This is a genomic window from Neobacillus sp. SuZ13 (assembly GCF_030123365.1).
Taxonomy (GTDB): domain Bacteria; phylum Bacillota; class Bacilli; order Bacillales; family Cytobacillaceae; genus Neobacillus.
In genome coordinates, this window is sequence record NZ_CP126107.1 from 6,043,554 (window position 1) to 6,057,383 (window position 13,830).

Below are 13,830 nucleotides of genomic sequence, written 5' to 3' on the forward strand. Positions count from 1 at the left end.
TACATTTAAATGTATGTATATGTGTAAAAGTAAACTGCCCAAAGGCAGTCCACTTAGATATTTAAAATAGATTCATGAAATTTTTTAAGAGTATCAAGTATCTGGTCATCAATCACTGGGAGTCCGATACTATTAAATAATTCTTGTAAATGTTTTGCTTTTAATAGATATTCCTCCGTGTCCACTGAAAAGATAATAGGACTTAACCAAATATTGGTCAATAACATAAATGTTTCAGATGCCTGCTTAGGATATTGAACAGAAATAGACCCATCCATTACCCCTTCATCGATAAAGGCGAGTATATCAGGAGCCCCTGAATTTACACAATCCTGTAATTGTTTGGCAATCAATTTGGGATTGTTTAGGATTGTTGGGATCGTTTTAACGGCTTCTAATTGTCCAATATTTTCAAATGACAGTAAAAATGCCATTCTCAACTTTTCTAGTCCGTTTAATCCAGAAATATTTTTAGACCTTTTGAACGGGTCGTTTTCAGTTGCCAGTCGATTGAGAACAGCTTGAATTATATCCTCTTTAGATTTAAAGTGATGGTAAAATGCACCTCTGGTTAAATCCCCTAAATCATCTACAATATCCTGAATGGTAGTTTCTTCCCATCCCTTTTCCACAAACAACTTTGTTGCTGTGTCCAAGATTCTTTTTACTGTTATTTCTGGATATTTATTTCTTGGCAAGATGCTACCCTCCATACATACATTTATATGTATGTATAATATCCCTTATTAATAAAAATGTAAAGTATTACTAGCAGAAAATTTGAATAGAGGTTTTTATACAATATCGGTAAAGGTGAGGCTGGAAGCTACCACCGCATGAATTATAATTATGACTTCAGTTGCTGTACACTTCACATGTTAAAATGTATAAAAATATTCATGTAAGAAGTTTAATTAAAAACCTCATTTACTTATGATACGGTTCACCGTAATGTATCTAAATGAGAACAATTTACGATTAAATTCCTCCACTCTGGCACACAGGAAATTTTTACTATACAATTCAATTAAGGAAAAGTAAAAAGTGTGGTGATTGCCTTGTTTAAGTTATTGCTAATAGAAGATGATAAAACATTGTTTAATGAAATCAAAGAAAGATTGACTGGGTGGTCTTACGATGTTTATGGTATTGATGATTTTAGTAAAGTGATTCAAGAATTTACAATCATAAAACCTGATTTAGTCATTATTGATATTCAATTGCCAAAATTTGATGGGTTTCATTGGTGTCGAATGATTCGATCCATTTCGAACGTTCCCATTCTATTTTTATCTTCACGTGATCATCCTACCGATATGGTGATGTCTATGCAGCTTGGAGCGGATGACTTCATTCAAAAGCCATTTCATTTTGATGTTCTCATTGCTAAGATACAGGCGATTCTTCGCCGAGTATATAATTACAATAATGAACCAATTTCACTTAAAGCATGGTGCGGTGCAACAGTAGATTTTGAAAAAAATACTGTTGCAAATGACTCAGGTTCAATTGAGCTTACAAAGAATGAAATTTATATCTTAAAACTTCTTATTGAACAAAAGAATAAAATTGTGAGTCGAGAAGAATTAATCAAAAGCTTATGGGATGATGAGCGCTTTGTGAGTGATAATACCTTAACTGTCAATGTAAACCGGTTACGAAAAAAACTGGAGGAGCTTGGCTTAGGACAGTATATTGAAACAAAGGTTGGTCAAGGTTATCTCGCTAAAGAAGAGGAAAATTTTAGATGATTAAAAAATATTTAATTGAAAGGCTCGGCTGGATTATTCTATTTTTATTTCTACAATTATTTATCATCCTTGTCTCTTATTTTGATCCAACAATCCCGTTAGATCCTATCGTCTATATTGTCTTTTTATCATTGATTATTTTCACCATATTTTTAATTATCCGCTACAATAAGGAAACTAAATTTTATAAAAGTATAGAAGCGTGGGAAAACAATCTTGATTTAACGAGTATTTCTACTCCAGAGAGTCCTTTTGAAAAAATTATTGAGAATAGTGTTACGAATCAGACTGAATTGTTGAAACAGATTGCTTCACAAAATCTGATGTCCTTAGAGCTGGAGAAAGATGAATTATTATCTTGGATTCATGAAGTTAAAACACCGTTAACCGCTATGCGATTAATGATTGATCGATTAGAAAATGAAACAATGAAAGCTCATTTGATTTATGAATGGTTACGAATTCATCTACTACTTGATCAGCAGCTTCACCAAAAACGTATACCATTTATTGAAAATGATTTATATATTGAGAATACAGATTTAAAAGCCTTAATCATTAAGGAAATTAAAGATTTACAATCATGGTGTATTCAAAAAGGAATTGGCTTTGATTTACATATTGAGGTTAACGAAGTCCTTAGCGATGCCAAATGGCTGGCTTTTATCATCAGACAGCTTTTAACAAATGCCATAAAATATAGCGAGGCATCCGATATCATCATAAAGAGTTACCAAAAAAAGGAACAAACAATCCTTGAGGTAGAGGACTTTGGACGCGGCATTGACCTAAAGGATCTACCGCGCATATTTGATAAAGGCTTTACATCAACGGCAAAACATCAAGATAATGCTGCAACAGGCATGGGATTATATTTAGCAAAAAAAGTAGCAAAGCCATTATTAATAAATATAGATGTACATTCAAAATTAGGAATTGGTACAACTTTCACTTTAATCTTTCCAAAAAGAAATCAATTCCTAAATATCACAGGCATGTGACAAAATTGTCACATGCTTTTATTATTTGTATGGTCAATCAAAGGAATCGGACAGCGAAGCCCTCTATAATAAAAATATCAAATCAAGAGGTGTGGGATATGAATATTTTAGAAGCAACAAAAATTCATAAAAGCTATGGTAATAAATTTAACAAACAAGACGTACTGAAGGGTCTAGATGTTAGCATTAAAAATGGGGAATTTGTGAGTATCATGGGTGCATCGGGTTCAGGGAAAACAACCTTACTTAATATTCTTTCCTCAATTGATAAGGTTAGTAACGGGTCAATTTATATCGAAGGAAAAGAAATGACAGCCATGAAAGAAAAGCAATTAGCAGAATTCCGAAAAAATCATTTAGGTTTTATTTTTCAAGAATATAACTTATTAGATACCCTAACAGTCAAAGAAAATATTCTATTACCATTATCGATTACAAAAACAGCCAAGAGAGAAGCAGATGAGAAATTTAATACATTGGCTAAAGAGCTCGGCATTTATGATATAAAAGATAAATATCCAAATGAAATTTCCGGTGGTCAAAAACAGCGTACATCTGCAGCTCGAGCCTTTATTCATGAACCAAGCATTATTTTTGCTGACGAACCAACGGGGGCGCTTGATTCAAAATCAGCTTCCGATTTGTTAAACAAACTAAGCGATTTAAATCAAAAACGAAACGCCACTATACTAATGGTCACTCATGATGCAGTTGCAGCCAGCTATTGCAGCCGGGTCATATTTATTAAGGATGGCCAAATTTATACTCAATTAACGAAGGGTGAGGAATCGAGACAGGATTTCTTTCATGACATCATGAAAACACAAGGTGTATTGGGCGGGGTGCAAAATGAGCATTAATCATCTCATCCTTCAAAACTTGAAAAAGAATTTGAAAAATTATTATCTCTATGTTTTTGCCCTAGTTTTTACAGTGGCACTGTATTTTGCCTTTGTCACGCTGCAATTTGATCCTGCAATGGATGAAACAAAAGGTTCGATTAAAGGGGCAGCTGCAATCAAGACAGCTTCCGTCTTACTCGTTGCGATTGTCTCCATTTTTCTTTTATACGCCAATAACATTTTTATTAAACGACGCAGTAAAGAAATTGGTTTATTTCAGTTAATAGGGATGACAAAAAGCAGAATTTTTCGCATTCTTACACTTGAAAATTTTATTCTATATTTTGGTTCCTTACTCATTGGAATCTTTATCGGGTTTTCTATTTCAAAATTAATCATGATGATCCTATTTAAAATTACCGGTGTTGAGGACGTCGCCACATTAAGATTTTCAACAGAAGCATTGATTCAAACTGTTGTTGTTTTTACTATAATCTATTTCTTTATCATGTTGATAAATTTTTTATTTATTAAAAGACAAAGTATCTTATCTCTATTTAGAGTTCTTTCATCGACAGAAGAAAAAGTTAAAAAAGTGTCTTTTTTTGAAATGATCTACGGAATTTTAGGGATCTTAATGATCCTTATAGGCTATTATATTTCATCCAAATTATTTGGTGGGGACTTTACAACAATGAATGAACTATTCTTAGCCATGATCTTCATTTTAGCATCTGTTATTATCGGGACTTATCTTTTTTACAAAGGATCTGTTCGATTTATCTTTTTTGTTATACGAAAAAAGAAAGATGGTTATTTAAATATTAATGAAGTATTGTCTCTTTCATCTATTATGTTTCGGATGAAATCAAATGCTTTACTATTAACCATTATTACGACCGTATCCGCACTTGCTATCGGCTTGTTATCCTTAAGCTATATTTCGCACTACTCAGCAGAAAGATTAGCCCAAGATAATGTGGTTGCTGATTTTTCAATGACAAATAAACAGGATGCTGAAAGCTTTAAAGAAGCATTAAAAGAAAATGAAATTAAGTATAACGAAAAAATGATTGATGTCATTCAAGTACATGCTAACTTAGAAAATATAACGGAAACAAAATTAGAGGGGCTGAATTCTGATCCAAGGAATATGACTATTCCTGTCATCAGTGACAAGGCCGTCACTAATGTTGATTTATCTGCAGGGGAAACCCTTTTTACAGGTTATAATGATTTACTACAAAAATTTATGCCACTAAAAAGTTCAGGTCAAATCGAATTAAAAGGGAAAAATGAAGTGATACCGCAAAAATATTTAGGCTTAAGGAAGGAATACATCATATCATACTATTTTACAAGCGGTGGATTACCTGTCGCAATTGTGGATGAAACTGTTTTTGAGCGATTAACAAAAGACCTTAACCCAGAGCTTCAAAAAGAATCGACTCTTTATATTGGAATTGATTTGCAGGAGGAAGCCAATATAGAAGAAGCTAATGATCTTTTTCAAAATATGACTTTTAATGGTAAAAATAATTCACTTCTAGAAATGAGCAATAATCAGAAAAGAAACATGGGTCTTATCATGTTTATCGTTGGATTTTTAGGATTAACCTTTTTAGTTACATCTGGATGTATTTTATACTTTAAACAAATGGATGAAAGCGAAGAAGAAAAGCCGAACTATACCATATTAAGAAAACTTGGATTTACACAAGGTGACTTGTTAAGAGGCATTCAAGCTAAGCAAATCTTTAATTTCGGTATCCCTTTAGTCATTGGCTTAACCCATAGTTATTTTGCAGTAAAATCCGGATGGTTCATGTTTGGTACTGAATTGTGGACACCGATGATGATTGTCATGTTATTATATACCGCATTATACTCAATTTTCGGTATACTATCTGTACTCTATTACAAAAAAGTAATAAAAGAAGCACTATAATAATAGAAAATAATAAAGCTCCAGTCCAATATGGCTGGAGCCCAATTTATAATTATCTCATACTTTTTAAGCTTTTACATTCAGCTGTTAAAAACCTCATTTACTTATGATACGGTTCCCCACGATTAATCCGAAACGCTCGATAAATCTGTTCAACGAGTATGAGCCTCATCAATTGATGGGGGAAGGTCATCCGTGAAAAGGAAAGCTGCTCATTCGACCGTTTGATTACTTCCTCACTCAAGCCCAGCGATCCGCCAATCACGAAGGCGATTTTACTTTTTCCATAGGTTGCAAGTTTATCTAGTGAATCCGCTAGTTCTTCGGATGATCCTAGTTTGCCTTGAATCGCTAGTGCAATGACATATGTATCTTGGCTAATCTTTGCTAAAATTCGTTCGCCTTCTTTTTGCTTTACTTGCACCATTTCAAGGTCACTTAATACTTCTGGTGCTTTTTCATCAGGAACTTCAATCACGTCTACCTTTGCATAAGCTGTCAGCCGTTTTAAATATTCCTCAATACCTTGCTTTAAATATTTTTCTTTTAATTTGCCAACCGTAATAATGGAGATATTCACAATCCACAGCCCTTTTCAACTTTATTACAAACAGTTTACAAACAAGATATCCACAGAAGTTATCCACATATTCACACTTTCTATCCACATCTTGTATGAAATCACTTGTTCGCCACAACATATGTAGCTTGATTTTGACAATATTCACAGTGTGTTGATAAGTTATCCCCATCTATTTTCGATAAAACAGGAAATGTCTCAAATTGATCCACAATATCATCTAAGGCAATATCCACATGTTCCTCACAACTATAAATCATTTTCATCCGTCAACCTTTCTTACACGTATTATTTAATATTATTGTTTGCAGGAGAAGCAACTGCCATACAAGTTCCCTCAATAACCTATAAATAATACCACAAATAAAAACAGGAAGGTGACTTGTTCCTTCCTGTTTTTTATCGAACATTATTGGGTTGTATCTCCTGATAAGGTTAAAGTCGTTTGCTTCAACTTTCCATCGCGATAAAATTTAATCTTCAATTGCTCGCCAATTTTCTTTTTCTGGTATAAATGCTTCCGAAGATCAATGACGTCATTAATTTTTTCCCCATCCATCTCAACAATAACATCTAATTCTTGTAAACCGGCTTGCGCCGCTGGAGAATTCGGTACAACTTGCCTTAAAGCAACGCCATAATTGATATCTCGAGGTAATTTCAACGCTTCTTCTTGGTAGTAGGCAGGAATTTCAGAGACTGATTTTAAATCGACGCCCATATAAGGACGCTTAACGGATCCAAACTTTTCAAGGTCATCAATGATCGGCCGTGCTGAGTTAATAGGAATCGATAAACCAATTCCTTCAACAGCATTTTGGGCAATCTTCATGGAGTTAATTCCAACAAGCTGGCCTGCAATATTAATCAATGCCCCGCCGCTGTTACCAGGATTGATTGCCGCATCTGTTTGCAATACTTCAGCATTCCAGTCAATGATCCCATCTTGATTAATATCAACAGGAATCGTCCGCTTCAGTCCAGAGATGATTCCTTGTGTGACGGACCCTGAGAAGGTTGCACCAAGCGGATTTCCGATCGCGATGACCGGTTCTCCCATTTTTAAACTATCCGAATCACCAAACTCAGCAACCTTTTTAATCTTAGCTGCATCAACCTCGAGCACCGCTAAATCCGTCCAAACATCACTGCCTAGCAGTTTAGCTGGAATCTTTGTCCCATCGCTAAAGCTTACTTCTAGCTTAGTTGCTCCTTCAACCACATGGTGATTCGTGACAACGTAAGCCTTTCCGCCTGCTTTCTTATAGACCACACCTGAGCCTGTTCCGGCTGCTTCTTCCTCTGAGGCCGCTTCATCATCTGACCAAAAGTTTGATGACTGGATGTTATTAATTCCGACAACGGCATCGGCCGCCTTCTCAACTGCTTTCGTTGTGTTTGTGTTCACATCATAGGAAATCTGTTTTTGAGTGAAATTTTGATTCTGATTATTATTATTGGTAGTTGATTCTAATGTCTTGTTTTGATTTGTTTCAATTTGATAGGGAAGAATCCCGCGATTTGATAGGGCAGGAATAGAAATAATAACAAGAATGGCTCCAAGAATCGCCCCAACAACACTGGCAAGGAATATTCCGCCTCTATTTCCTTTCTGTTCCCTGAAGCGGTTTTGTGATTGATCATCATAATAACCCACTTTACACCATTCCTCACTTTCCGAAAGATTGCTACCTTTTATTTTGGCTTATAATTACAATTATACTCGCTCTTATTTAAATTACTAATTAATTACTATGTATTAATAAAAACTTACGACTTTGTTCATAGATTTTTAATAAATCGCTTCTTTAATATTGCATGTTGACTTCCGCTTCAGGATGCTCGCTTTCCGGGGCGGGAGTTGAGCCTCCTCGGCACAACGCACCTGTAGGGTCTCAACTTTCCCGCTGCTCCCGTAGGAGTCTCGCACCTTCCGCTCCAATCAACATGGTGCCAAAAAAAGAACGAGGTACCTGGAATAAGGCACCTCGTTCTTTTAAATAGACTACACAGCTGTTAATGCTGTTGGTATTTTCGGGTCTGTATCATAGAGGCTGAATTGTTCGCCGACAATTAGACCTCGCTCTTGAAGGGTTTGAGAAACTGCCATTTTAGCTAAGTCCTTCATGTTATTATCTGCGCTTAAATGGGCAAGATAAATTCGCTTGGTTTGATCGCCAATGACATCACTCATTGCTAAAGCTGCATCCTCATTGGAAACATGGCCGACATCACTTAAAATCCTACGTTTAATATTCCAAGGATATCTGCCCATCCGCAGCATCTGCACATCATGATTGGATTCAAAAATATACACATCGGCATTTGAAATGGTTCCCTTCATTCGGTCACTAACATAGCCCGTGTCCGTGATAAGGACGAGTTTTTTACCAGAATGGTGGAATACGTAAAACATCGGCTCCGCCGCATCATGTGATACTCCAAATGACTCGATATCAACAGAACCAAAACTCTTCACTGTTTCCATATTAAAAACAAATTTTTGTTCCGTTGGAATGGCACCAACAGAACTTTCCATTGCCCGCCATGTTTTTTCGTTCGCATATACAGGCAAATGGTATTTACGAGCAAGAATACCGATCCCTTTAATATGGTCACTGTGTTCATGCGTCACAAATATTCCGGAAAGCTTGCTAATATCACGATCAATTTGTCCAAAAAGTGCCTCCATTTGCTTTCCGCTAAACCCTGCATCCACAAGAAACGAATGCTCATCAGACTCTACATATAGAGCGTTTCCTGTACTCCCGCTTGCAAGAATGCTATAACTTAAAGACATACGATTTCACTCCACTTTACTTTTTTCATCGCTGTTAAATTGAATAATCTGCCCTTCAAATGCGTTTACAAATAGGCTCTCCTTGCCATCAACCTCAAAGCGCCATGTAGGTGCTAAAACTTGGGAAGCCGCCAACTGAATGAGTGTGGAATAACCAAGCTCAATCTTGGTGATATTGCTCTTCGACTTCAACATTCCCTTCTGATGCAAGGTTTCAATCGCCTTTAACGGCGCCAAAATTTCTTCCTTGGCCGTTAACTTTTCCATTTCCACCAGGTAGGTCTGATCATAGGAGACAATCTGGTTCTTATCACCGATTTTAAATGTAATCATCCCATTTATATTTTTAAATAAAGGGACATTCTCTGCGGTCTGAAAATAAGTGATGGATTGATCCTTGTCACTTTTCTCCCCATATTGATAATCCTCACCAAAAAGGACATTGTCATTTATAAAAGTGGACAGCTCGGCCGGTTCAAATTTTGCCGTGATCTTAATCGGCTTCTCTAGTGTGACATGGAGCGTTGTCGTTCCCGTACCCCTTATGTCCTCAGATTTTCCTTTCAGCTTATCAGTATCAACCTGAGTAAACACCTTAGGCTTTGCACTAAGATACTGGGCTTTAATCGGGTCCTTAGGAAAGTCTTTATACGTGATCTCATCTGCTTTTAACTTTTCTTCAAACGAGGCCTCAGAAATGACCTCATACTTATTAGCATCACGGATTTTCATGAATTGGTATAAGAGATACACATCTAAGATTAAGAAGGTGATAATAAAAATAGTTTTTATCTTACTCCAATCCATGCTGTGATCCTCCTAGGTCTTCCATCGTAATCTGTCCCCATGATTTACCATAGCGATAGAACCAGGCAGGTTCTAAGATGATTAGTTTATTCTCCTTTGAATCTCGTTCCATTCGATAGCCCAGGATCATATCCTCAAGAAGGCTCGGTTTAAAATTCTTCTTGTTTTGTAAAAATTTCAAAGCATCGTGCCCTGAAGGACGGGTCACCTTTACCATCTCTGTGGTTAATGGGAGTTCAAGCGCTATATTTGGACGAATATACTTATTGATTTCATCGCGGCCCCAAACCTCACTAATTTCAGTCATGCCATTTCCATTAAAGACAGGATAGCCGTCCATACTATATAAACGGAAAGTGACGGTATGGGTGTACTCATTTTTATCAACATAGCGATACGGGTCTGTCCAACCGCCATGTTGATTGACAAAATCAATGCTTCGTTTCACTAAATCATATGAAGTGTTGATAAAATTCTCTTCTACAGTCGGATTGACGTACCTAAGAAGATTACTTTCAAAATTCACCGTCATTTTACTAGAATCGTTTGTGTACTCTTCGCCTGATGGGACAAAGCTCTTTTGTACAAAACTAGGGTCGCTAAAAAGGGCTTCTTTGAATTCTTCAGAATCAAGGGTAACAGGCAAATATTTATAGGTTGTCATCTCTGTGGCCGCCTCAGGCAGGAAAATGGTCCGTTTTTCAGATGCTTGAAAAGCAAAATAACGCGGGTATTTCGTTGCCTTCAAATAAAAATTGCGGTTAAACTCACTTAAATTTGCAGAAGAGATGTGACTAATATAAACCTGTTGATTCTCGGTGGAAACAAAATAAACAATTCCATTTTCCTTTGCGGAATTCTCTGTATTAATAATGATTCGATTGAAGTTGAAGGTAGGTATCTTTTTTCCTTCAATATTTAATACACTACGATATAACTCTATTGGAACCTCTCCCGGAAAGATAATTTCCGTATTGCCGCTATCATGGATTAACTTCTTGATGTCCTTGACCTCATTCGTATATTTTTTCACATCAAAGAAAGCCCAACGGCTGAGTTCCTTAATTACCTTTTCCATATCAGCTGTGTTATTCGTTCCGTAATGCTGACCTTTTATATGGTAAAGCAATAGATCAGGTCTAATAATTTTTTGGACCTCTTGTTTTTCACTTAACGAGACCTCTTTTACATTATCGCTGCTTTCCATTGTTTCATAGTTCGGTTGGTACGTCCAAAGGTTCCAAGTTAACAATATACTGACCAGGACTAGTACGATTAGAATCCATGATTTAATATTTTCGTATCTCATGACCAATCATCCTCTTCAGAACGTTCATATGGGAGTGAAAAGGAGATCTTTGTTCCTTTTCCTTCCTCACTTGTTGCCCAGATTGCCCCGCCATGAGCATTAACCATTTCCTTTGCAATTGCCAAGCCTAGACCTGTACCGCCTAATTTCCGCGTTCTCGCTTTATCGACACGATAAAAGCGGTCAAAAATATTTTTAATATTCTCTTTTGGAATGCCAACCCCTTGGTCTGATATGCTCACAATAATTTTATCGTCCATTTCTTTAATCGAAAAAGTGACTTGACCGCCTTCAGGCGAGTACTTTAAGGCATTGGAAATAATATTGTATAAAACCTGTGTCATTTTATCTTCATCAACTTCAACAAAGATCGCTTGCTTAGGCAGCTTTCGTTTAAAAGAAACGTTTTGTTCCTTTGACATTTCGAACCTGTCGATGATGCGGTCAAAGAAATCAACAAAGTTAACCCACTCAATCGTCAGTCGATAATCCGTACTATCCATTTTTGAAAGCTGGAGCAGGTCATTCACTAGACGAATCATTCGTTCCGTTTCAGTCCGCGTCACTTCTAAAAAGTTCGGCGCAATCTCCTCATCACGCCAGGCGCCATCTGCGAGGGCCTCTAAGTAACTCCTCATCGTTGTCAACGGTGTCCGCAATTCATGGGATACGTTGGCGACAAACTCTCTCCGTTCCGCATCTATTTTTTCTTGGTCGGTAATATCATGCAGAACGGCAATTAAGCCATTGACAAAGCCCGTCTCTTTTTGAATCACGGAGAAATTGGCACGAAGAAAATAACGTTCTTTCTTCGTACTATAGTCTAAAATAATCGAATCCTTTTCTTCCAATAAGTCCTCAAAGGAATTGGTATCGTCTAAATCTAGTAAGTCTACTATGGGCTGCGTCAGCACTGTTTCACGTGAAACATTCAGCATCTCCGCCGCAGGCTCATTAATCAAGATCACCCGGCCTTTCCGGTCGGTGGCGATAACACCATCGGTCATATAAGACAAAACAGTGGAAAGTTTTCTTCGTTCCCCTTCGGTCATAGCCTGTGCTTCCTGCAGTTTCTTCGTTAAATTGTTAAAGGTAATCGCCAGAGTTCCAATTTCATCATTTCCATATACTTTAACTTTTCTTGAAAAATTACCCTTGGTCATCGCTATCGCCTGCTTTTTCATATCAGCAATCGGTCTAGTGATAGTTTGGGCTAACAAGATGCCCAGCAGAGCAGTAATGGATAGAGCAATTGCTGTACCAGTGGCAAAAATCTTATTAATGGTTTTCATTTGTTCAAAAACATTTTCAATTTTAGCTACCAAGTAAATGGCACCGATAACCTTTTTTCCTGACTTAATCGGTGTAGAGAGGACCCAAATCCTGTGTCCGGTTTGTTCATCGATATTAATGGAACTTTGATCCTCTTCCAATACCATCGATTGCTTCACTTGAAGTTTGGTGGTCCGTTGACCAACCACGCCTTGGTTACTTGGATGGGAGGTACCCAGAATTTTTAGGGAGTTGTTTTCAATTACTTGAACTTCTGAAATATCACCTGCATCAAAGTCCCTAAGGATTTTTTTGATATCTTCTTCGAGTGTTGGATCTTCAGGCGTTCTCTCCTTCTCCATTTCCTCGACAATATTATAGGCAAGCAAATCCACCCTCTGTTTTAACGATGTTTGGAAGTTGGTTCGTAATGTTTCCTCCAACTGTTTAACAAAATAAACACCGATAATTTGCATGGCCACTAATATAAGGAGGACATAGATGATAACGAACTTTACGTGTATAGAGCGAAAGAAACCAACCTTCTTCATTCCTTTTACTCCTGTTCAGGATTGCGCAAATAGTATCCTACCCCGCGCCGTGTCACAATCCAAGTCGGATGGCTAGGACTGTCCTCAATTTTTTCCCGCAATCTTCTCACTGTTACATCGACTGTTCTTACATCACCATAGTAATCGTAACCCCAAACGGTTTGTAAAAGGTGTTCCCTTGTCATCACTTGGCCGATATGTTTCGCTAAATAGAATAGCAATTCAAATTCACGGTGGGTCAACTCAATCGTTTCACCGCGTTTTGAAACGATATAGGCATCTGGATGAATGGTCAGTGATCCTATCTCAATTTCATTCGTTTCAGATTCAGCTTCTGCCGGTGTCAGAATTTGTTGATGACGACGTAAATTAGCCTTAACGCGAGCAATTAGTTCTCTTGTGCTAAACGGTTTCGTCACATAATCATCGGCACCCAACTCAAGTCCTAAGACTTTATCAATTTCGGAGTCCTTGGCGGTCAGCATAATAATCGGCATTTCATATTTCTTACGGACTTCACGGCATACTTCCATCCCGTCTCGTAAGGGAAGCATAATATCTAAAAGGATTAAGTCTGGCTGTATTTCTTCAACCAATTCAAGTGCTTCATTCCCGTCATAAGCACAATAGACAACGTATCCTTCTTTTTTTAAGTTAAATTGCAGAATATCAGCAATTGGTTTTTCATCATCAACAACAAGAATTTTCTTTTCCATACATTTGCTCCTTTTCAATTTTTTATTTTCATCTATTTAATCAAATAGGACTAGGAGTCATAACTATACTATTTTACTGTATCATGTTATTCATATAAATTCACCTATTACCATTTGGTAAGACTGGAAGATTAAAAAAGCGCAAGCGCCTTGCTCAGGGGCTTATGACCCCGAGCCCCTAGGCGCTGGAGCTGGACTCAGAGAACTATTTCAAATTATCCATAATTAATTTTTGTGTATCCATAATAAAAGC

General features: G+C 37.0%; 13 protein-coding genes. 4 read left to right on the top strand and 9 right to left on the bottom strand.

Annotation, left to right across the window (positions count from 1 at the left end; genetic code table 11):
• Positions 1–53: 53 nt before the first annotated feature.
• Entirely contained in the window at positions 54–698 is a 645-nt protein-coding gene (locus QNH17_RS29630; RefSeq protein WP_283876850.1) for a TetR/AcrR family transcriptional regulator, read from the bottom strand.
• A 360-nt stretch (positions 699–1,058) separates the two neighbouring features.
• Between QNH17_RS29630 and QNH17_RS29635 the strand changes: the two genes are divergently transcribed.
• The 4 genes from QNH17_RS29635 to QNH17_RS29650 all read left to right on the top strand — a co-directional run bounded on the left by QNH17_RS29635 (position 1,059) and on the right by QNH17_RS29650 (position 5,542).
• On the top strand, positions 1,059–1,751 hold the full coding sequence (locus QNH17_RS29635) for a response regulator transcription factor (RefSeq protein ID WP_283876851.1): 693 nt from the start codon (positions 1,059–1,061) through the stop codon (positions 1,749–1,751).
• Positions 1,748–2,752 carry a sensor histidine kinase gene (locus QNH17_RS29640; protein ID WP_283876852.1) on the top strand — a complete coding sequence of 335 codons (1,005 nt, stop codon included), beginning with the start codon at positions 1,748–1,750 and terminating at the stop codon, positions 2,750–2,752. Before QNH17_RS29635 ends, QNH17_RS29640 begins: the two co-directional genes overlap by 4 nt.
• A 98-nt stretch (positions 2,753–2,850) precedes the next feature.
• The gene (locus QNH17_RS29645; RefSeq protein WP_045514601.1) at positions 2,851–3,612 is read left to right on the top strand and encodes an ABC transporter ATP-binding protein; all 762 of its coding nucleotides are present in this window, start codon (positions 2,851–2,853) and stop codon (positions 3,610–3,612) included.
• A complete protein-coding gene (locus QNH17_RS29650) occupies positions 3,602–5,542 on the top strand; it encodes an ABC transporter permease (RefSeq protein WP_283876853.1) in 1,941 nt (646 codons plus the stop codon). Before QNH17_RS29645 ends, QNH17_RS29650 begins: the two co-directional genes overlap by 11 nt.
• A 100-nt stretch (positions 5,543–5,642) precedes the next feature.
• On the opposite strand, the gene rlmH is transcribed toward QNH17_RS29650, so the two are convergent.
• The 8 genes from rlmH to yycF all read right to left on the bottom strand — a co-directional run bounded on the left by rlmH (position 5,643) and on the right by yycF (position 13,577).
• A complete protein-coding gene (gene rlmH / locus QNH17_RS29655) occupies positions 5,643–6,122 on the bottom strand; it encodes a 23S rRNA (pseudouridine(1915)-N(3))-methyltransferase RlmH (RefSeq protein ID WP_283876854.1) in 480 nt (159 codons plus the stop codon).
• A 101-nt stretch (positions 6,123–6,223) separates the two neighbouring features.
• Positions 6,224–6,388, bottom strand: coding sequence for a CxxH/CxxC protein (locus QNH17_RS29660; protein WP_395947779.1), 165 nt, complete (start codon positions 6,386–6,388; stop codon positions 6,224–6,226).
• Positions 6,389–6,531: 143 nt separating this feature from the next.
• Complete coding sequence (locus QNH17_RS29665; protein ID WP_283876855.1) at positions 6,532–7,779, bottom strand: S1C family serine protease; 1,248 nt, start codon at positions 7,777–7,779, stop codon at positions 6,532–6,534.
• A gap of 348 nt (positions 7,780–8,127) precedes the next feature.
• The gene (locus QNH17_RS29670; RefSeq protein WP_283876856.1) at positions 8,128–8,922 is read right to left on the bottom strand and encodes an MBL fold metallo-hydrolase; all 795 of its coding nucleotides are present in this window, start codon (positions 8,920–8,922) and stop codon (positions 8,128–8,130) included.
• Positions 8,923–8,928: 6 nt separating this feature from the next.
• Entirely contained in the window at positions 8,929–9,729 is an 801-nt protein-coding gene (locus tag QNH17_RS29675; RefSeq protein ID WP_283876857.1) for a two-component system regulatory protein YycI, read from the bottom strand.
• Positions 9,716–11,038 (bottom strand): YycH family regulatory protein, encoded by a 1,323-nt coding sequence (locus QNH17_RS29680; protein ID WP_283876858.1) that lies wholly within the window; start codon positions 11,036–11,038, stop codon positions 9,716–9,718. Before QNH17_RS29680 ends, QNH17_RS29675 begins: the two co-directional genes overlap by 14 nt.
• Positions 11,035–12,861: a cell wall metabolism sensor histidine kinase WalK gene (gene walK / locus QNH17_RS29685; protein WP_283876859.1), complete on the bottom strand. Its 1,827-nt coding sequence runs from the start codon at positions 12,859–12,861 to the stop codon at positions 11,035–11,037. Before walK ends, QNH17_RS29680 begins: the two co-directional genes overlap by 4 nt.
• Positions 12,862–12,866: 5 nt before the next feature.
• Positions 12,867–13,577: a response regulator YycF gene (yycF, locus tag QNH17_RS29690; protein WP_283876860.1), complete on the bottom strand. Its 711-nt coding sequence runs from the start codon at positions 13,575–13,577 to the stop codon at positions 12,867–12,869.
• Positions 13,578–13,830: the final 253 nt, after the last annotated feature.